18 protein-coding genes are annotated in these 18,466 nt (G+C 74.1%); 4 read left to right on the forward strand and 14 right to left on the reverse strand.

Annotation, left to right across the window (positions count from 1 at the left end; translation table 11 throughout):
- Window positions 1-57 precede the first annotated feature (57 nt).
- The gene (locus tag IE329_RS23950; RefSeq protein ID WP_190213024.1) at window positions 58-1,419 is read right to left on the reverse strand and encodes a hypothetical protein; all 1,362 of its coding nucleotides are present in this window, start codon (window positions 1,417-1,419) and stop codon (window positions 58-60) included.
- Between the two features lie 260 nt (window positions 1,420-1,679).
- Here IE329_RS23950 and IE329_RS23955 point away from each other — a divergent pair, with 260 nt between their 5' ends.
- The gene (locus tag IE329_RS23955; RefSeq protein ID WP_190213025.1) at window positions 1,680-2,597 is read left to right on the forward strand and encodes a DMT family protein; all 918 of its coding nucleotides are present in this window, start codon (window positions 1,680-1,682) and stop codon (window positions 2,595-2,597) included.
- Window positions 2,598-2,650: 53 nt separating this feature from the next.
- Here the strand turns inward: IE329_RS23955 and mutM are convergent, their stop codons facing one another.
- The 9 genes from mutM to IE329_RS24000 form a co-directional block, all read right to left on the reverse strand.
- Window positions 2,651-3,532 (reverse strand): bifunctional DNA-formamidopyrimidine glycosylase/DNA-(apurinic or apyrimidinic site) lyase, encoded by an 882-nt coding sequence (gene mutM, locus IE329_RS23960; protein ID WP_190213026.1) that lies wholly within the window; start codon window positions 3,530-3,532, stop codon window positions 2,651-2,653.
- A gap of 85 nt (window positions 3,533-3,617) precedes the next feature.
- Entirely contained in the window at window positions 3,618-4,394 is a 777-nt protein-coding gene (rnc, locus tag IE329_RS23965) for a ribonuclease III (RefSeq protein WP_073926005.1), read from the reverse strand.
- Between the two features lie 20 nt (window positions 4,395-4,414).
- On the reverse strand, window positions 4,415-4,588 hold the full coding sequence (rpmF, locus tag IE329_RS23970; protein ID WP_030056747.1) for a 50S ribosomal protein L32: 174 nt from the start codon (window positions 4,586-4,588) through the stop codon (window positions 4,415-4,417).
- 2 nt (window positions 4,589-4,590) lie between these two features.
- Window positions 4,591-5,238 (reverse strand): YceD family protein, encoded by a 648-nt coding sequence (locus IE329_RS23975; RefSeq protein WP_190213027.1) that lies wholly within the window; start codon window positions 5,236-5,238, stop codon window positions 4,591-4,593.
- Between the two features lie 202 nt (window positions 5,239-5,440).
- Window positions 5,441-6,685: an ATP synthase F0 subunit B gene (locus IE329_RS23980; RefSeq protein ID WP_190213028.1), complete on the reverse strand. Its 1,245-nt coding sequence runs from the start codon at window positions 6,683-6,685 to the stop codon at window positions 5,441-5,443.
- Window positions 6,686-6,871: 186 nt separating this feature from the next.
- The gene (gene coaD, locus IE329_RS23985) at window positions 6,872-7,360 is read right to left on the reverse strand and encodes a pantetheine-phosphate adenylyltransferase (RefSeq protein ID WP_190213029.1); all 489 of its coding nucleotides are present in this window, start codon (window positions 7,358-7,360) and stop codon (window positions 6,872-6,874) included.
- Window positions 7,361-7,406: 46 nt separating this feature from the next.
- The gene (gene rsmD / locus IE329_RS23990; RefSeq protein ID WP_190213030.1) at window positions 7,407-7,991 is read right to left on the reverse strand and encodes a 16S rRNA (guanine(966)-N(2))-methyltransferase RsmD; all 585 of its coding nucleotides are present in this window, start codon (window positions 7,989-7,991) and stop codon (window positions 7,407-7,409) included.
- Window positions 7,992-8,111: 120 nt separating this feature from the next.
- On the reverse strand, window positions 8,112-10,334 hold the full coding sequence (recG, locus tag IE329_RS23995) for an ATP-dependent DNA helicase RecG (protein ID WP_190213031.1): 2,223 nt from the start codon (window positions 10,332-10,334) through the stop codon (window positions 8,112-8,114).
- 72 nt (window positions 10,335-10,406) lie between these two features.
- Window positions 10,407-12,062 carry a DAK2 domain-containing protein gene (locus tag IE329_RS24000; RefSeq protein WP_190213032.1) on the reverse strand — a complete coding sequence of 552 codons (1,656 nt, stop codon included), beginning with the start codon at window positions 12,060-12,062 and terminating at the stop codon, window positions 10,407-10,409.
- Window positions 12,063-12,417: 355 nt separating this feature from the next.
- Here IE329_RS24000 and rpmB point away from each other — a divergent pair, with 355 nt between their 5' ends.
- On the forward strand, window positions 12,418-12,603 hold the full coding sequence (gene rpmB, locus IE329_RS24005; RefSeq protein WP_035846000.1) for a 50S ribosomal protein L28: 186 nt from the start codon (window positions 12,418-12,420) through the stop codon (window positions 12,601-12,603).
- Window positions 12,604-12,846: 243 nt separating this feature from the next.
- On the opposite strand, the gene thiD is transcribed toward rpmB, so the two are convergent.
- From thiD to IE329_RS24020, 3 genes are all read right to left on the reverse strand, one after another.
- A complete protein-coding gene (gene thiD, locus IE329_RS24010; RefSeq protein WP_190213033.1) occupies window positions 12,847-13,668 on the reverse strand; it encodes a bifunctional hydroxymethylpyrimidine kinase/phosphomethylpyrimidine kinase in 822 nt (273 codons plus the stop codon).
- A 139-nt stretch (window positions 13,669-13,807) separates the two neighbouring features.
- Window positions 13,808-14,833 carry a 6-phosphofructokinase gene (locus IE329_RS24015; RefSeq protein WP_190213034.1) on the reverse strand — a complete coding sequence of 342 codons (1,026 nt, stop codon included), beginning with the start codon at window positions 14,831-14,833 and terminating at the stop codon, window positions 13,808-13,810.
- A 244-nt stretch (window positions 14,834-15,077) separates the two neighbouring features.
- A complete protein-coding gene (locus IE329_RS24020) occupies window positions 15,078-16,043 on the reverse strand; it encodes a thiamine-phosphate kinase (RefSeq protein WP_073926014.1) in 966 nt (321 codons plus the stop codon).
- Window positions 16,044-16,296: 253 nt separating this feature from the next.
- On the opposite strand from IE329_RS24020, the gene IE329_RS24025 reads away from it, so the two are divergent.
- Both IE329_RS24025 and IE329_RS24030 read left to right on the forward strand, forming a co-directional pair.
- On the forward strand, window positions 16,297-16,530 hold the full coding sequence (locus tag IE329_RS24025) for an Lrp/AsnC family transcriptional regulator (RefSeq protein ID WP_190213035.1): 234 nt from the start codon (window positions 16,297-16,299) through the stop codon (window positions 16,528-16,530).
- 49 nt (window positions 16,531-16,579) lie between these two features.
- Window positions 16,580-17,134: a DUF3515 family protein gene (locus tag IE329_RS24030; protein WP_190213036.1), complete on the forward strand. Its 555-nt coding sequence runs from the start codon at window positions 16,580-16,582 to the stop codon at window positions 17,132-17,134.
- Between the two features lie 97 nt (window positions 17,135-17,231).
- Here the strand turns inward: IE329_RS24030 and IE329_RS24035 are convergent, their stop codons facing one another.
- Window positions 17,232-18,383, reverse strand: a complete 1,152-nt coding sequence (locus tag IE329_RS24035; RefSeq protein ID WP_190213037.1) for a D-alanine--D-alanine ligase family protein — start codon at window positions 18,381-18,383, stop codon at window positions 17,232-17,234.
- Between the last annotated feature and the right edge of the window lie 83 nt (window positions 18,384-18,466).

Consider the following 18,466-nt stretch of genomic DNA (forward strand, 5'->3'; position numbering starts at 1 on the left):
CGCTCCCCACCGCCCGGCCACGGCCGGCTTCCCCGTAGGGCGGACGGCCGCCGCGGGTCAGAAACCGCCCCCGAAGTCCCCGCCGCCGCCGAAGTCCCCGCCACCGCCACCGTCGAACCCGCCGAAGTCACCGGGGTCGAAGTCCGCGCCGGAGGAGTCGCCGCCCTGGTAGCCGCCGCCGTCCCCGCCGTACCCGGGCGCGGCCCAGGCCTGGCCGCCGCCCATCGCCGAGCCGAGCATGGTGCCGACCAGCAGGCCCGGCAGCAGCCCGCCGCCGTACCCGCCGAAGTAGCCGCCCGCCCAGGGGCCGTAGGCCGGGCCGGCGTTCCAGTAGGGCTGCGGGCCCCGGGCGGTCGGCACCGTCCGGATGTCCGGGTCCCGGCCGTCCGCGAGCCGGGCCGCGTCCGCCGCGCAGACCGGGACGGTCCGGGTGGCCCCGCCGCCCGGCGCCCAGTCGGCGTCCTGCACGGACGGACCGTGGCGGGGGTCGAAGAAGCACGGCGGCCGGCGCTCGGGCAACGGCAGCTTCTCGCGCCGGGCCGCCAGGGTGGCCAGCGCGAAGCGGCCGTCCTCCAGGGCCTCGGTGACCGGCTGGACGTCCGCCGGGCCGGCCGCCGCGTCCATGGTCCGCTTGGCCCGTTCGTAGGAGTCCAGCGCGTGCGCGTAGTCGGTGCGCTGCTCGTCGTCCGCGTCGGGCGCGCCCGGGCTGAAGTCGAGCCGGTCGAGCTCCTCGCCGAAGGCGGTGATGTCCTCGTCCACGACCAGCCGCAGCTGCTCCAGCTCCGCCCGGCGCTGCTGATCCCGGCGCTTCTTCGAGCGTCGCAGGAGCAGGAGGACGCCGCCGCCGGCCAGTGCCAGCAGCGCCAGCGGGACGACCACCGAGGCGGCCGACATGCCGCTGCCGGCGCCACTGCCGCCGGAGGCCACACCGTGCCCCCTGACCTGCGAGGAGGCCTGGTCGACGAAGTCGTTGACGGTGCCGTTCACGTCGCCCGGGTGGGAGCGGAGGGCCGCGCCGGCGATCCGGGCGGCGGCCGCACCGGAGAGCGCGGCCGGGTCCGAGCGGGCGAGGAACTGGTCGCCGCGCCAGATCGCGTAGGTGCCGACGACGCCGACCTTGGTCCGCAGGTCCGTGAAGACGGTCGTCGGCGCGAACTCGTCGGTGGCGGGGAGCACCGCCACGAAGATCGGCTTGTCGGCGGCCCTGATCTTCGCGGCCAGCGCGTCGGCCTGGCTTTGGCTGAACCGGTCGGTCATCGCCGGGTCGACGTACACCTGGTTCTGCTTCAGGGCCGACGCGGCCGCGTCCAGGCCGCCGGCGGCGGTGGCGGCCGGGGCCAGCAGGAGCAGCAGCCCGAGCAGCACCGCCAGCAGGGCGGCGGGCACCGTCGCCCGGGAGCGTCGAGCGGAAGTTCTCATGCCTTCGACGCTACCGCTCCCGGCGGCCCCCGGGGATGGGCCGGCCGCCCGGGTGCCCCTGCCTTTCGTCGCGGGCGGGCGCCATCCTCGGGGATGATCCTCGGGCCGCCGGCCCGCTCGGCCCGCCGATCGGGAACCCCGGCCGCACCCTGCACGTCTGTCGCGCTGGGCGGTCGCATCCGGACCGCCCCGAGCGGGCATAGTGGTGCCTGCCGCCCCCCTCGCGCTCACGCGCCCTTCCCCACCGATCGGAGCATGTGGTGATCCTCGGCCTCGTGACCGCCGTCGGAGCCTCGGTCTGCTACGGCACCGGCTCCGTTCTCCAGGCCGTCGGTTCCCGCCGCTCCGCACGGGAGGAGGCCGCCGCCAAGGGCCGCCTGGCCGGGGTCACCGAGCACGGCGGCCCGAACCTGACCTCCACCGCCAAGGCGGCCGTGACCTGGGAGTTCATCCTCGGCACGGTGCTCGACCTGATCGGCTTCGGGCTGGGCGCGCTGGCCGCCAGGCTGCTCCCGCTGTTCCTCTCCCAGACCATCATCAGCGCCAACCTGGTGATCACGGCGCTGCTGAGCATCAAGCTGCTGGGGATCCGGCTCCGGCGCCCGGAGTGGGCCTCGATCGCGGTGCTCTGCGCGGCGCTGATCATGCTGGCGGTGGCGGCCGGCCCGGAGGGCGGGCACCACGTGGCGATGTCCGTGCACTGGTGGCTGCTGGGCGCCTCGGTGGTGCTGATCGCCGGCGGCAGCCTGGTGGTGCGCCGGCTGGGCGCGGGCGGCGCGATCGTGGCCGGCCTGCTCTCGGGCCTCGGCTTCGGCGCGCTCGGCGTGGGGGTGCGGATCCTCGACGGGCTCGACCCGTTCGCCCTCGGCACGCTGCTCAGCGACCCGGCCCTGTACGCGATCCTGATCGGCGGCCTCGGCGGGATGTACCTGCACACCATCGCCCTGCAGATCGGCTCGGTGAACGGCGCCACCGCCGCCCTGGTGGTCGGCGAGACGGTGGTGCCGGGCGTGGTGGGCGTGATCTGGCTCGGCGACTCCTCGCGGGACGGCCTCGGCTGGATGGCCGCGTTCGGCTTCGTGCTGGCGGTGACCTCCGCCGTCGGCGTCGCCTACTTCGGCCAGGGCGAGCAGGACCTCAGCGAGGAACCGCAGCCCGCCGAGCTGACCAAGCACTGAGCCCCGCCGGGCCGGGCCGGGCCGGGAGGGCCCGGGCCGGCCCCGGGCACCGCTCAGCGCGGGCGCGGGATCCGCTGGCAGCGCGGGCAGAAGTAGCTGGAGCGGTTCATCCAGGCCGCCCGGCGGATCGGGGTCCCGCAACGGCCGCAGGGCTCGCCCTCACGGCCGTAGGCGTCCAGGTCGCGGGAGAAGTAGCCGCTCTCGCCGTTCACGTTGACGTAGAGGCTGTCGAAGCTGGTGCCGCCGACCGCCAGGGCCGCATTCATCACCTCACGGGCGTGGCCGAGCAGCAGGGTGCCCTGCGGGCGGGTCAGGCCGGCGGTGGGGCGGTCGTAGTGCAGTCTCGCGCGCCAGAGCGCCTCGTCGGCGTAGATGTTGCCGACCCCGCTGATCAGCGTCTGGTCGAGCAGGGCGCGCTTGACCGTGGTGCGCTTGGCGCGCAGCGCGGTGACGAAGGCCTCGTCGTCGAAGCGCGGGTCGAGCGGGTCGCGGGCGATGTGCGCGATGGACAGCGGGGTGCCCTCGGGGTCGCCGTCCTCGGCCTCCTCGACCGCCAGGCCGCCGAAGGTCCGCTGGTCGACGAAGCGCAGTTCGCGGCCGCCGTCGGTGAACCGCAGCCGGACCCGCAGGTGGGTCTCGTCCGGCACCGAAGGGTCCTGGACGAGGAGCTGGCCGCTCATCCCGAGGTGGCCGATCAGCGAGAATCCGGTGCCGTCGCCGCCCCGGCCGCCCTGCAGCGGCACCCAGAGGTACTTGCCCCGGCGCTGTGCGGAGCCGAGGGTCGTCCCGGTCAGCCGGGCGGTGAAGTCCGCGGCGCCGGCGGGCTGGCGGCGGACGGCGCGCGGGTGCAGCACCTGGACGTCCTCGACGGTCCGGCCGGCCACCCAGTTGGCCAGTCCGCGCCGGACGACCTCCACCTCGGGAAGTTCGGGCACTTCAACGCCTCCGCTGCTCCGCTGCCTGGCGGTGCCGCCCCGGCCGGTCCGGCACCCGGAGCAGGCCGGCTGCTCCGGGCCGGTCTCAGGCCTTGTCGCCGGGGAGGCTGTCCGCGTACTTGGCCTTGATCGCGCGCCAGGCGCTCTCGGCGGCCTTCTGTTCCGCTTCCTTCTTCGAGCGTCCGACGCCGCTGCCGAAGTCCTGGCCGGCCACCCGGGCGGCGGCGGTGAAGGTCTTCTCATGGTCCGGGCCGGACTCCTCGATGACATACTCGGGCACGCCGATGCCGGCCGCCGCGGTGAGTTCCTGGAGGCTGGTCTTCCAGTCCAGTCCGGCCCCGAGCTGAGAGGACTCCTCGATCAGCGGGTCGAACAGGCGGTGGACGAACGCGGTCGCCGCGTCCAGGCCCTGGTCCAGGTAGACGGCGCCGATCACGGCCTCGACGGTGTCGGCGAGGATCGACGACTTGTCACGGCCGCCGGTTCCCTCCTCACCCTTGCCGAGCCGGATGAAGGTACCGAGTTCAAGGCCCCGGCCGACCTCCGCGAGCGCGCGGGAGTTGACCACCGCGGCGCGCAGCTTGGCGAGCGTCCCCTCGGGCACGTCCGGGTGGACGCGGTAGAGGGTGTCCGTCACCACCAGGCCCAGCACCGAGTCGCCGAGGAACTCCAGGCGCTCGTTGGTGGGCAGCCCGCCGTTCTCGTAGGCGTAGCTGCGGTGGGTCAGGGCACGCACCAGAAGGGCGCGCTCGAGCGTGTACCCGAGGCGCCCTTCCAGGACGTCGTATTCGGTCGAAGCCGGCCCGCCGCCCTTGCTTCCGTTGGCAGAAGCCTGCTTGCGGGTTGAGTTGCTATCCGACATCGATCCGTGCACCCCGCCGATCAGACCGAGAGGACCTGGCGACGGTTGTACGTGCCGCAGCTCGGGCACGCGATGTGACCCAGCTTCGGCTCGTGGCAGCGGTCGCACGCCACGAGGGCGGGGACAACGGCCTTCCAGTTGGACCGGCGGTGGCGCGTGTTGCTGCGCGACATCTTCCGCTTCGGAACAGCCACGGCTACTTCTCCTGGTTCTCGGCTCCACCCTCACGGGTGTCGCTGGTCTTGATTCCGTCACCCTCGTCGCCGTGGGCGGCGGAGAGTCCCTGCAGAGCCGCCCACCGGGGGTCGGCGGCCTCGTGGTGGTGGTCCGGGTCGTCGCTCAGGCGCGCTCCGCATTCGGAGCACAGGCCCAGGCAGTCTTCCTGGCACACCGGCTGCAGCGGCAGTGCGAGCACCACCGCGTCACGCAGCACCGGCTGGAGGTCGAAGTAATCGCCCTCCAAGCGGTAAGTCTCTTCGTCGTCGTCCTCGTCGAGATCGTCGGCGGCGGCGGTGGACCGGCCGCGCCCCTTCTCGTCGGACTCCGGGTAGTAGAACAGCTCCTGGAACTCGACGTCGATCTCGTCCTCGACCGGCTCCAGGCAGCGCACGCACTCGCCCTCGACCTTGGCCTCGGCGGTGCCCGTGACGAGGACTCCCTCGACCACGGACTCCAGTCGGAGCTCCAGCGCGATCTCGCTCTTCTCGGGCACACCGATCACGTCGATGATGCCCAGCCCCTCGAGGGCCTCCAGGGTGCGGGTCACCTTGCGCAGCGATCCGGGGCGACGGCCGAGCTCGTGCGTGTCGAACACGAGGGGGTCGCGGTGGTCGAGGCGGTTCAAGGTGTCCTGACTTCCTGAGGCGGCACGCGTGGTGCGTGGCGCGGGTGGTTCGTACGGCGTGCGGCGCTGCGCGTCCTGCGTTGCGCGGGCAGCCGGACTACCCCGGCACGAGCAGGCCGGAGTGGTCAGACTACCGGACACTCCCGTCAGGCCCAACTTCGCCCGCTCCGGGCCGGCCCCGGAGCGGGCCGGCCCGGCGCCGTCAGCGGCCGCCGAGCTCCCGCAGCCTGGTCATGTCGATCATGCTGGTGTCGAAGAAGCTGGTCTCGTCCAGGCCCGGCTGCTGCCCGTTGGCCTGCTGCGGCAGCTGCGGCTGGCCGCCCTGCGGGTAGCCGCCCGCGGCCGGCACCGGGTTGCCCCAGGCGTCGTACTGCGGGCCCTGGCCCTGCCCGGGGTAGCCGCCCTGCTGCTGGTAGCCGCCGGCCTCGGGCGCCTGGTTGCCCCAGGCGTCCTGCTGGGGCTGCTGCTGGCCGGCGTAGCCGGGCTGCTGGTAGCCGTACTGGTTGCCGTACGGGTCCTGCGAGCCCTGCCCGGACGGGTCGAACCCGCCCCCGTAGACCTCGGCGTACTGGGTGCCCTCGGGTGCGCCGTACTGGGCGGCGGCCGCGTACTGGCCCTCGCCGGGGGCCTGCCAGCCGGCCGCGGCGGGAGTCTGCTCGGGCCAGCTCTGCTGCTGCGGGACGTCGGCCCGGTACCAGGCCTCCTGGTTGGCGTCGGTGCCGTCGCCGTAGTTGTCGGCGAAGCCCGCGGCGACCGCCTCGGCGCGGTCCTTGAGCTGCTGCGCCTGGTCGGCGGCGGCCAGGTAGGCGCCCAGGTCGTCGATCGGGGCCTTGCCGAGCAGCTTGTCGCGGCCCTTGCCGACGGCCGACAGCGTCTTGCTGAGGACGGTCTCCAGGGTGGCGAGCTTCACATCGACGTACTCGTCGACCTCGGGGCTCGGGCTGACCCGCGGCTGGAACTCCTCGCCGTCGCCCTCGCCGTCGGTGTCGGTCTCGAAGACGCCGGAGTCGCCGCGCAGCTTGGTGCGGCCGCGGCCGACGGCGCCGAGCGTCTTGGTGAGCACCACCTCGAAGTTGGCAAGCTTGCTGTCGACGTAGTCGTCGGCCTCGGCGCGCTTGGTCTCCACCTCGGCGCGGGCCTCGGCGAGGATGCGGTCCGCCTCGGCCTGGGCCCGGCGGACCACCTCGGTGTCCGAGATGAGCGACCCCCGCTCGGCGTGCGCCCCCTGGATGATCCGCTCGGCCTCGGCCTCGGCGTCGGCCACCACCTGCTCGTGGTCGGCCATCACCGACTGCGCGTGCGCCAGCTCGGCCGGCAGGGCCGCGCGGAGGTCCTGGAGCAGCCCGACCAGCTCGGCGCGGTTCACCACACAGGAGGCCGACATCGGCATCGCACGGGCGTTCTCGACGGCCGCGACGATCTGGTCGACCTTGTTCTGCACGTCCACGGGGCTTCGTCTTTCCGTGTGCCGCCGACGTCCGGCGGAGGCAGGCCCGGCGCGGTGCACCTCACCGCAGGGCAGGAATACAGACTGTACGGCCACTGCGGCGGGACCTCACAACGCCCGCGTCCGGACCGGCCCGAGGGCAGGGGGACAGATGGTGACGAACCGGCAGAAACAGACCTTTCCGGGCTACTGGGCCCGGCGCTCCGCGATCCGCTCGACCAGCCGGCTGTGCACCGCCGGCGGCAGCAGGTGGGAGACGTCCCCGCCCAGCGAGGCGACCTCCTTGACCAGGCTGGAGGAGAGGAAGCTGTAGGTCGGCGAGGTCGGCACGAAGAGCGTCTCGACGCCGCTCAGGCCGTGGTTCATCTGCGCCATCTGCAGCTCGTAGTCGAAGTCGCTGACCGCCCGCAGCCCCTTGATGATGGCCGGGATGCCACGGTCCCGGCAGAAGTCCACCAGCAGGCCGCTGTGCGACTCCACCTCGATGTTCCCGTAGTGCCCGCAGGTCTCCTCGATCAGGGCGATCCGCTCGTCGACCGTGAACATCCCCTGCTTGTTCCGGTTGATCAGCACCGCGACATGCACCACGTCGTACAGCTTGGAGGCCCGCTCGATGATGTCGAGGTGGCCGTTGGTGATGGGGTCGAACGATCCGGGACAGACGGCGCGACGCATGGCGTGAGCTCCCTCGTGGGGTTCGGTGCTGCGGGTGGTGGCCCGGCTACGAGTGTTGCCGGGTCTCGGCGGCGGCGCGACCGTACCAGAGGGTGCCTTCGCCGTACCGCCGTGAGCGCAGCACGTCGAAGCCCTCGGGCCAGCCGAACTCACCGCCCCTGGTGCTGCGCTCCACGGTGACGAGTGCGTCGTCCGCGAGCCAGCCCCCGGCGCTCATTGTGATCAGCATCTCGCGCACCTCCTCGTCGGTGACGGCGTACGGCGGGTCGAGGAAGACCAGGTCGTAGCCGCTCTCCGGGGCGCGGCCGGCGAGCACCCGCTCGGCCCGGTCGGCCCGCACCTCCGCGCCGGGCAGGTTGACGATCCGTACGTTCTCCCGGATCACCTTCGCCGCCTGGGCGTCCGCCTCCACCAGCAGGACGTGCTCGGCGCCGCGGGAGAGGGCCTCCAGGCCGACCGCGCCCGAGCCGCCGAAGAGGTCGAGCATCCGGGCCCCGTGCAGGGTGCCGCGCAGCGCCTCCAGGGTGGAGAACATGGCCTCACGGGCCTTGTCGGAGGTCGGGCGGGTGCTCCGGCCGGGCGGCACGGCCAGGCGGCGGCCGCCGGCCGTCCCGGCGATCACGCGGGTCATGGTGCGGGGGGTTCCTTTCGTGGCGGAGCCCCGTCGGCCGGCCGGCGGGGCTCCCCCATTCAAGCGCGGTTCCGGTGCGGATGCGTCACCGGCGGCCGGGCCGCCGGGTGACGCGTCCGGTCAGCCCTTCTCCAGGTACTCCGCGCGGTCCTCGTCCAGCAGGCCGGCCAGCGCGGCCCGCAGGTCCGGGTGGTCCTCCAGCCGGAGGTCGACGGCGACCAGCGCGGCCGCCTCGGCCCGGGCGGTGGTGATGACCTCCTCGTCCTCCAGCACCGAGAGCACCTTGAGCGAGGACTTCACCCCGGACTGGGCCTGGCCCAGCACGTCGCCCTCCCGGCGCTGTTCGAGGTCGATCCGGGAGAGCTCGAAGCCGTCCAGGGTGCCGGCCACCGCGTCCAGCCGGGCCCGGGCCGGGCTGGCCCCCGGCATGTCGCTGACCAGCAGGCACAGGCCGGGCGCGCTGCCCCGGCCGACCCGGCCGCGCAGCTGGTGGAGCTGGGAGACGCCGAAGCGGTCGGCGTCCATGATGACCATCGCGGTGGAGTTGGGGACGTTGACGCCGACCTCGATGACGGTGGTGGCGACCAGTACGTCGACCCGGCCGGCCGCGAAGCGGCGCATCACGTCGTCCTTGGCGTCGGGCTGCAGGCGCCCGTGCAGGATCTCGATCCGCAGGCCGGCCAGCGGGCCCTTGGCGAGCATCTCGGCGGTCTCCAGCACGGCCAGCGGGGGCCGCCGGTCGTCGCTGCCGGCGCCCAGGTCCTCCGGGTCGTCGGGCACGGCCTTGCGCTTCTTCTTCGGGTCGCCCTGGTCCTCGTCGCCGATCCGGGGGCAGACCACGTACGCCTGGTGGCCCTTGCCGACCTCCTCGCGCACCCGCTCCCAGGCGCGGGCCAGGAAGTTGGGCTTCTCCAGGGCCGGCACCACGTGGGTGGAGATGGGCGAGCGGCCGGCCGGGAGCTGGTCCAGCACGGAGGTCTCCAGGTCGCCGAAGACCGTCATGGCGACCGTGCGCGGGATCGGGGTGGCCGTCATCACCAGCAGGTGCGGCGGCTGTTCGCCCTTGGCGCGCAGGGCGTCGCGCTGCTCGACGCCGAAGCGGTGCTGCTCGTCGACGACGACCAGGCCCAGGTCCTGGAACTGGACCTTGTCCTCGATCAGGGCGTGCGTGCCGATCGCGATGCCGGCGTCCCCGCAGGCCATGTCGAGCAGCGTCTGGCGGCGGGCCGGGGTGCCCATCGAGCCGGTCAGCAGCACCACCTTGGTGGCCGACTCGGCGCCGCCGAGCATGCCGCCCTCGGCGAGGTCGCCCATCATCTCGACGATCGAGCGGTGGTGCTGCTGGGCGAGCACCTCGGTGGGGGCGAGCAGGACGGCCTGGCCGCCGGCGTCGACCACGGTGAGCATGGCGCGCAGCGCGACCAGGGTCTTGCCGGAGCCGACCTCGCCCTGGAGCAGCCGGTGCATCGGGTGGGAGGTGGCCAGGTCGGCGAAGATCTCGGCGCTGACCTTGCGCTGGCCGTCGGTGAGGGTGAAGGGCAGCCGGGCGTCGAAGGCCTCCAGCAGCCCGCCGGCCCGCTCCGGCCGGGGCACCGCGGGCAGCGCCGAGTCGGCCGCCCGGCGCTGCGCCAGGGCGACCTGGAGCACGAAGGCCTCGTCCCAGCGCAGCCGGCTCTGGGCGCGCTCGCGGTCGGCGTGGCTGCGCGGGCGGTGGATGAGTTCGAGCGCCTCGGGGAGCGGGATCAGCTCGTGCTTCTCGCGCAGTTCGGCGGGCAGCGGCTCGCCGACGCCCTTCCACTCGTCCTTGGCGAGGCTGTCGAGGACGGTGCGCACGCACAGGGCCACCGTCCAGGTCTGCGCCTTGGCGCTGGCCGGGTAGACCGGGATCAGCCGGCCGGCGAACTCCTCGGCCGCCGAGGTGTCCGCCTCCTCGTCCATCAACTGATAATCAGGGGATACGAGTTGGCGGGTGCGGTTGAACTGGCCGACCTTGCCTGCGAACAGGCCCTGGGCACCCGGCCGCAGGTCCTTCTGCCGCCAGCCCTGGTTGAAGAACACCAGGCTGAGCCGCCCGCGCCCGTCGGTGACCACCACCTCCAGCCGGTCGCCCTTGCGCCCCTTGAACGGGATCAGGGTGACCTTCTCGATCCTGGCGAGCACGGTGACGTGCTCGTCGATCTCCAGGTCGTCGAGGCTGGTGAGCTGGCCGCGTTCGGCGTAGCGGCGCGGGTAGTGGTGCAGCAGGTCGCCGACCGTGCGCAGCTTGAGGCTGTCGGCGAGCACCTTCGCGGTGCGGTCGCCGACCACGGCGGTCAGGGGCGTGTCGAGAGTGAGAGCGGCCATCACGCCCTATTGGACACCACGGCACCGACAGCGCGCCGCATTCACCCGGTGCTCAGGCCGCCGCGGGCGGGCTCACTCCACCCCGATCAGCAGCGGCGCCCACTCCTGGCCCCCTTCGAAGACCACCGCGTCGACCTCCGGACGCTGCCGCCGGGCGTGCGCCACCAACTGGTCGGCGAGGCCCCGGGGGGCGCCCTCGCCGAGCACCAGGGTGACCAGTTCACCGCCGGCCGCCAGCATCCGGGCGAGCACCGTCTCGCCGGTGCCCGCCAGGTCGGCGCCGATCACCGCGACGTCCCCGTCGATCAGGCCGAGCACGTCGCCGGCCTGGCAGACCCCGGCCATCGTCCAGGACTCCCCCTCGGCGACCGCGAGTTCGGCGTACCGGGTGGCGCCGGCCGCCGAGGTCATGGCGACCACGTCCTCGTCGAAGCGCCGGGAGGCCTCGTGCACCGCCAGGGCGGCCAGGCCCTGCACCGGCGAGCGGGTGGGCAGGACGGCGATCCGCACGCCCTCCTCGCGCAGCTGGTCGGCGGCGGCGCCGGCGGCGGCCCGCAGCTCCGGGTCGTTGAGCAGCAGGATCACCTCGCGGGCGCCGGCCCTGCGGACCGCCTCGGCGAGTTCGGCGCTGGCCGGCGGGCGGTCCGGGTCGGCGTGCAGGACTGCGGCGCCGGCCTGTTCGCAGAGGTCGGCGAGGCCCTCCCCGCTGACCACGCTGAGCACCGTCCGGGCGCTGCGCTCCCGCTCGCCGCGGGAGTCGGCGGCGCCGGCCCGGGCGGCGGCCTCGGCGAAGTGCGTGATCCGGATCTGGTACGGCCGGCCGGCCCGGACGCCGGCCTCCACGGCAGCGCCCGCGTCGTCCACGTGCACGTGCACGTTCCACAGCCCGTCGCCGCCGCCGACCACCAGGGAGTCGCCGAGCTCGGCGAGCCGGGCGCGCAGGACGGGCAGCTCGGCGTCGGGGGCGTCGAGCAGGTAGATCACCTCGAAGGCGGGGTGGCCGGGGCCGGGCGGGCGGACATGGCCCTCGCAGTCGCCCGCCGCGCCGACCGGCGGCAGCGGCTGGCTGAGCGCCACCGGGCCCATCGGATGGTGGCCGGCCACGGCGTCGGCCAGCGCGCCGAGGACGGCGACCAGGCCGCGGCCGCCGGCGTCGACCACCCCGGCGTCGGCCAGCACCGCGAGCTGCTGCGGGGTGCGCAGCAGGGCCTGCCGGGCGGATCGGTAGGCGGTGTCGGCGACCTGGGCGAGGCTGCCGCCGGCCTTGTCGGCCTCCCGCGCGGCCGCGGCCGCCACCGTGAGCAGCGTCCCCTCGACCGGCTCGGCGACCGCCTGGTAGGCGGATTCGGCGGCCTTCAGCAGCGCGGCGCGCAGCTGCTCGGCGCCGCCGCCGGCCGCCGCGAGGGTCTCGGCCGTGCCGCGCAGCCACTGGGCGAGGATCACGCCGGAGTTGCCGCGGGCGCCGAGCAGCGCGCCCCTGGCCATCGCCCGCACGCTGTCGCCGAGCTCCGGGACGGCGTCGCCGGCGCCGTCCCGTGCCGCGGCGGCGAAGCTGTCCTCGACCGCGGCGGCGGCCGATTCGACGGTCAGGTAGAGGTTGGTGCCGGTGTCGCCGTCCGGAACGGGGTAGACGTTGAGTGCGTCGATCTCCTCGCGGGCCTGGCCGAGCGAGCGCAGGGCCAGCCGGCACCAGGTCCGCACGGCCGGGGCGTCGAGCGTGTGCAGCACCAGGTCTCCTCCGGGTGTACGCCGCGCATGGCTGTGGGTGGTGAACGGCGGGCGGCGCGGGGCGATGCTGGCAGGTTATCCGGGCCCGCCCGGGATCGTGGCTGGCAGGAGCCCTGCCGGACGGGCCTGCGGCGGCCTCGCCGCCCAGGTCGGCGGCCGGGCCGGTCGGTGCCCGGGGCGGGGTAAACCCTCCGGACGTGGTAGTTTCGTTGAACGGGAGCAAGCGTTGTATGCTCTTCCGGTTGCCTGGAACAGTCCAGGCTCACCCCTTGAATCGGTCCGGTCCACGTGAGTGGCCCGTTGATTCAGCCGGGGTTTTCGAACGTAAATGATCTGAAGTCTTGGAGTGACTCCTGTGGCTGCCAACTGCGACGTCTGCGGCAAGGGGCCGGGCTTCGGCAACAACATCTCCCACTCGCACCGCCGTACCCGTCGTCGTTGGAACCCCAACATTCAGACGGTGCGCGCTGTGATCGGGCGGACGCCGAAGCGGCTCAACGTCTGCACCTCGTGCATCAAGGCCGGTAAGGTCTCGCGCTGACGCGCAGACCGGTAAGCCGGTCCTCCAGTAAGTCGGTCCGTCCTCGGATGGATCGGCTTTCTGTTTTTCCGGCGGCCCTCGCCGGGTGACCGCCCATGAACGCCGCCTGCCCCGGGCCCTGTGCCCGGGCGGGCGGCGTTCGTGCGTCCGGCCCCGCCGGACGGGGCCGAGCAGCGGTCCTGCGTGGGCCCCGCCGAACGGCCCCGCCGCCGGCCGCGGGACCGTTCGGCGGGGCCGGACCGGTCAGGCCCCGCGCAGCCGCCAGCCGTGGTCCACCGGCCCGATGCCCGCCCCGAGCGCGAAGCCGGCCGCGATCGCCCCGGTGACGTACTCCTTCGCCGCGGCCACCGCCCCGGGCACGTCCTGCCCCTTGGCCAGCTCGGCGGCGATCGCGCTGGCCAGCGTGCAGCCGGTGCCGTGGGTGTGCCGGTTGTCGTAGCGCGCCGCGCGGAACCAGTGCTCCTCCCCCGGGCCGCCGTACAGCAGGTCGGCCGCCTCGCCCTCCAGGTGGCCGCCCTTGACCAGCACCCAGCGCGGCCCGAGGTCCAGCAGCGCCCGGGCGGCGTCCGCCATGTCGTCCTGGCCGAGCACGGTGATCCCGGTGAGCTGCGCCACCTCGTGCAGGTTGGGCGTGGCCACGGTGGCCACCGGCAGCAGCCGCTCCCGGACGGTGGCGACGGCCTCGGCGGCGAGCAGCGCGTCCCCGTGCTTGGAGACCCCGACCGGGTCGACCACCACCGGCGCGTCCAGCCCGGCGAGCAGCTCGGAGACGGTCTCGACCAGCTCGATCGAGGCCAGCATGCCGGTCTTGACGGCCTGGACGCCGATGTCGTCGACGACGCTGCGGAACTGGGCCCGGACGGCCTCGGCGGGCAGCTCCCAGTAGCCCTGGACACCGAGCGAGTTCTGCGCCGTGACGGCGGTGATCACGCTCATGCCGTGCACGCCGAGGGCGAGCATGGCCTTGAGGTCGGCCTGGATTCCGGCGCCGCCGCCGGAGTCGGAGCCGGCGACGGTGAGCACACGCGGAGGGGCGGCGACGGGGCCGCGCGACGGGAGAGCCATGGGCCCCAACCTACCCGGGACGGCCCGGGGCGCGGCGGGCCCGTCCGGCAGCCGGCGGGCCGGACGGCTCGGCCGGAGGACCGTCCCGGGCAGGGGCGGCCCCGGCCGGAGGAACGTCCGGGCCGGAGGGCGGCCCCGGTCAGAGGATGGCTTCGGACTCCGCCCAGCGGTCCACCGGCACCGTCTTCAGCCGGGTGACGGCCTCGGCGATCGGCACCAGTTCGATCTCGTTCCGGCGCAGCGCGGTGAAGTGGCCGAAGGCACCCTTGTGGACGGCCTCGACGGCGTGCCAGCCGAAGCGGGTGGCGAGCACCCGGTCCCGGGAGGTGGGGGTGCCGCCTCGCTGGGTGTGGCCCAGGATGACCGGGCGGGCCTCCTTGCCGAGCAGGTCCTCCAGCTCGTGGGCGAGCCGGGTGCCGATGCCGCCGAAGGTCTGGTGCCCGTACTGGTCGACCGCGCCGTGGTCGAAGCGCATGGTGCCCTCGGCCGGCGCGGCCCCCTCGGCGACCGCGATGATGGCGAACTTCTTGCCCCGCTCAAAGCGGTCCTCGACCATCCGGGCGACGGCCTCGATGTCGAAGGGCTTCTCGGGGATCAGGATGCCGTGGGCGCCGCCGGCCATGCCCGCGGTGAGGGTGATCCAACCGGTGTGCCGGCCCATCAGCTCCACCACCATCACCCGCTGGTGCGACTCGGCGGTGGTCTTCAGCCGGTCGATGGCCTCGGTGGCGACGTGCACGGCGGTGTCGAAGCCGAAGGTGACGTCGGTGGCGTCGATGTCGTTGTCGATGGTCTTGGGGACCCCGACCACCGGCAGGCCGGCCTCGCTGAACATCTTGGCGGCGGTGAGCGTGCCCTCGCCGCCGATCGCGATCAGGGCGTCGATGCCGAGGTTGCGGGCGAGCGTGGGGGCGTTCTCGACGGCCCACTCGATCCGTTCCCGCTTGACCCGGGCGGAGCCGAGGATGGTGCCGCCGAGGGTGAGCAGGCCGGTGACGTCGTCGTGCGAGACGGGCCGGCTGCGCCCCTCGATGAGACCGAGGAACCCGTCCTCGATGCCGATGATCTCGTCACCGTGGACGTCGGTGCCGCGGTGCACCACGGACCGGATCACCGCGTTGAGGCCGGGGCAGTCGCCGCCGCTGGTCAGGACGCCGATTCGCATGGTGGCTGAGCTCTCCCGCTCCATGGGCGCGTACGCCCCCGAGTAGTTGGATGCCGATCGTCGGCCGGCCCCGCCACCTGGTCCTCATGTACCGGACAAAGCGGGCAGGGCCCGACATTTGACGGCCAGCCTACGCGCTCCGCCCTGCCCCGGGCGTCTTCCCCGGCGGACGCGGCCCACTCGTCGGACCGCCCGGCGGTTCGCCCGGCCGGTCGCCCGGCCGGTCAGCCCCGGCTCACCCGGCTCACTCCGCGAAGTGGTCCCAGCCGCCGACCCGGTCCCAGGGGGCGCCGTCCACCGTGACCCGGCCGCCGCGCGAGGGGCCGGCCACCCGGACCACCTCGCCGATCACCCGCCAGCGGGCGGGCAGTTGGGCGGCCGCGGGGAAGGTCGCCACGATCGCGTGGTCCTCCCCGCCGGAGAGCACCCAGACCAGCGGGTCCACGCCGACCGCCTGGCCGATGTCCGCCATCTGGGCCGGGATGTCGAAGTCCGCCGCCCGCAGGTCGATGTCGACGCCGCTGGCCTTGGCGACGTGGCCGAGGTCGGCGACCAGCCCGTCGCTGACGTCGATCATGGCGGTGGCGCCCAACTCGGCCGCGGCCGGACCGGCGTGGTACGGCGGCTCGGGCCGGCGGTGGGCCTCGACGAAGGCCCGCGGGGAGCGGAACCCGCGCTGAAGGACGGTCAGGCCGGCCGCGGACCAGCCCAGCCACCCGGTCACCGCGACCACGTCCCCGGCCTGCGCGCCGGAGCGGACCACGGGCGCGCGCCCCTGGAGGTCCCCGAGCGCCGTGATGGCCAGGGTGATGGTGTCCCCGCGCACCACGTCGCCGCCGACCACCGCCGCCCCCGCCACCTGGCACTCGTCGCGCAGCCCGTCCATCAGCTCGGTGGCCCAGGTGGTGGGCAGGTCCGCGGGCGCGACCAGGCCGAGCAGTATCGCGGTCGGCACGGCGCCCATCGCGGCGATGTCGGCGAGGTTCTGCGCGGCCGACTTGCGGCCCACGTCGTACGCGGTGGACCAGTCCCGGCGGAAGTGCCGTCCCTCGACCAGCACGTCGGTGGTGGCCACCACCCGGCCGTCGGGCGCCCGGACCACGGCGGCGTCGTCGCCCGGACCGAGGTCGACCGCCGGGGTGGGCTGCAGCCTGGCGGTCAGCTCCTTGATGAGTCCGAACTCGCCGAGCTCGCCCACGGTCCCCTGCATGTGCCGTCCTCCCACGTCGTCCATCGTCGTCCTGGATCTCGCCGGCATCCGTCCGGCCGTACGCCCCCGCCGCGGCCTGCGGCCGGGGCGCGCCCCCAGCGCGCAGCGTACGCCCTCGGGCGGTGCAGAGGTCTCCCCTCCCCGGCCCGCGGCGCGGTAGCGTGGTGATCAGTCTGCCGGTGAACCCACCCCCACCACGCTCCACGGGCGATCACGGCGGCGATCTCCGTACCCAGCCGCCCTGGAGGTCCCCGTGGTACATGCGTACATCCTGGTCCAGACCGAGGTGGGCAAGGCCACCTCGGTGGCCCAGTCCATCGCCAAGATCCCGGGCGTCCTGCAGGCCGAGGACGTCACCGGACCGTACGACGTGATCGTCCGGGCCGAGGCGGAAACCGTCGACGACCTGGGGCGGATGGTCGTCGCCCAGGTGCAGCAGGTCGAGGGGATCACCCGCACGCTGACCTGTCCGGTGGTCCACCTGTAGGCCGCGCCCCCTCCGGCGGCCCGCCCACGGGCCGCACTACCATCGTCGGGTGACCCGAGCCGCCCGTGCGACCCACGCCCTCAAGGCCCTCCCGGCCCCCGTCCGGTGGCTGGCCGCACCGGTGGCGCTGCTCGGCTGCGTGGTCCTGCTGCTCGGCACCTGGGGAGCACCGCCGGCACCCGTCACGCCCACGCCCAGGGCGAAGGAGGTGCCGTACTGCGAGGCGCTCGCGCGCGCCCTGCCGCAACGGCTGACCGGCCACGGCCGCGAGCACTCCGACTCGCCCTACGTGGTGATCTGGAGCAGCTCGCCACGGACGGTGCTGCGCTGCGGGGTGCCCCGCCCGGACGCGCTGAACGGCCCGCAGGCGCTGAAGAGCGCGCCCGAGGTGAACGGCGTCCAGTGGTTCGACGAGCCCGACGGCGAGGGCGGCTACCGGTTCACCACCACACTGCGCGAGGCCAACGTCGAGGTGAGCGTCCCCGCCGGGGCCTACCCCAACTACGCGGACCCGCTGCCCACCCTCTCCGACGCGGTGAAGGTCAGCGTGCCGGTCTGGAACGAGCCGCTGCCGGCCTCCGCGAGCGGCTCGCCGGCGCCCTGACGGCGCCGGGCCGGGCCCCGGTGCGGGGCCCGGCCCGGACGGCCGTGACGCGTGCTGCCCGTGCCGGGACCGGGCCGGCCGGGCCCGGTGCCCGGACCTAGCGCAGGCCGGTGGAGCGGCGCAGCGCCGCCCGCAGCAGCCGGTCGACCAGCTCGGGGTAGGGCAGGCCGGAGGCCTCCCACATCTTCGGGTAGGCCGAGATGGGGGTGAAGCCGGGCATGGTGTTGATCTCGTTGACCATCCAGCTGCCGTCCTCCAGCAGGAAGAAGTCGACCCGGGCCAGGCCCTCGCAGCCGAGCGCCTCGAACGCGGCGACCGCCTGGCGGCGGATCTCGGCGGTCTCGGCCTCGCTCAGCCGGGCCGGGATCTGCACCTCGGAGGAGTCGATGTACTTGGCCTCGAAGTCGTAGAACTCGTAGCCGCCGCCGACCACGATCTCGGCGGGCACGCTGGCGCGCGGCCCGTCCTCGAACTCCAGCACGGCGCACTCGATCTCGCGGCCCGAGACGCCGGCCTCGACGATCACCTTGGGGTCGTGCCGGCGGGCCTCGTCGATCGCGGCGTCGAGGTCGGCGAGGTCCTTGACCTTGGTGATGCCCATGCTGGAGCCGGCCCGGCAGGGCTTGACGAACAGCGGCAGGCCCAGCGCGCCGACCCGCTCGCGCGCGGCGGCGCGGCCGGCCTCGGACTCCCACTCGCGCGGGCGGATCACCGTGTAGGTGCCCACGCCGATGCCGTGCGAGGCCAGGATCCGCTTGGTGAACTCCTTGTCCATGCCGACCGCGCTGGCCAGCACGCCGTTGCCGACGTACGGCACGCCGGAGAGCTCCAGCAGGCCCTGCAGGGTGCCGTCCTCGCCCCAGGGGCCGTGCAGCAGCGGCAGGACGACGTCGACCTCGCCGAGGGCCTTGGGAACGGCGCCCGGCTCGTTCCAGACCACCTCGCGGCTGCCCGGGCCGATCGGCAGGGCGACCTGGCCGTCGCCGGCTTCGGCCACCTGGGCGACGTCGGGCAGCCTGCCGTCGGTGATGGCCATCCGGGTGGGGTCGTCACTCACCAGGGCCCAGCGGCCCTCGTGGGTGATGCCGATCGGCAGCACCTCGTACTTGTCGCGGTCGATGGCCCTGAGCACACTGCCCGCGGTGGAGACCGAGATGGCGTGCTCGGAGCTTCGCCCGCCGAAGACGATCGCCACCCGCGGCTTCGTGGCGGCGGCGGACTGGTTCGGGGGGGTCTGTTCGATGCTCATATCGGGCATGAGACTACCGTGCGACTCTTTGCGCCCGTGTTACCCGCCGGGCCGTGTCCCCCGCCCCGGCCCGGGACGGCCCG

The sequence above is a fragment of the Kitasatospora indigofera genome, assembly GCF_014655955.1.
Lineage (GTDB): Bacteria > Actinomycetota > Actinomycetes > Streptomycetales > Streptomycetaceae > Kitasatospora > Kitasatospora indigofera.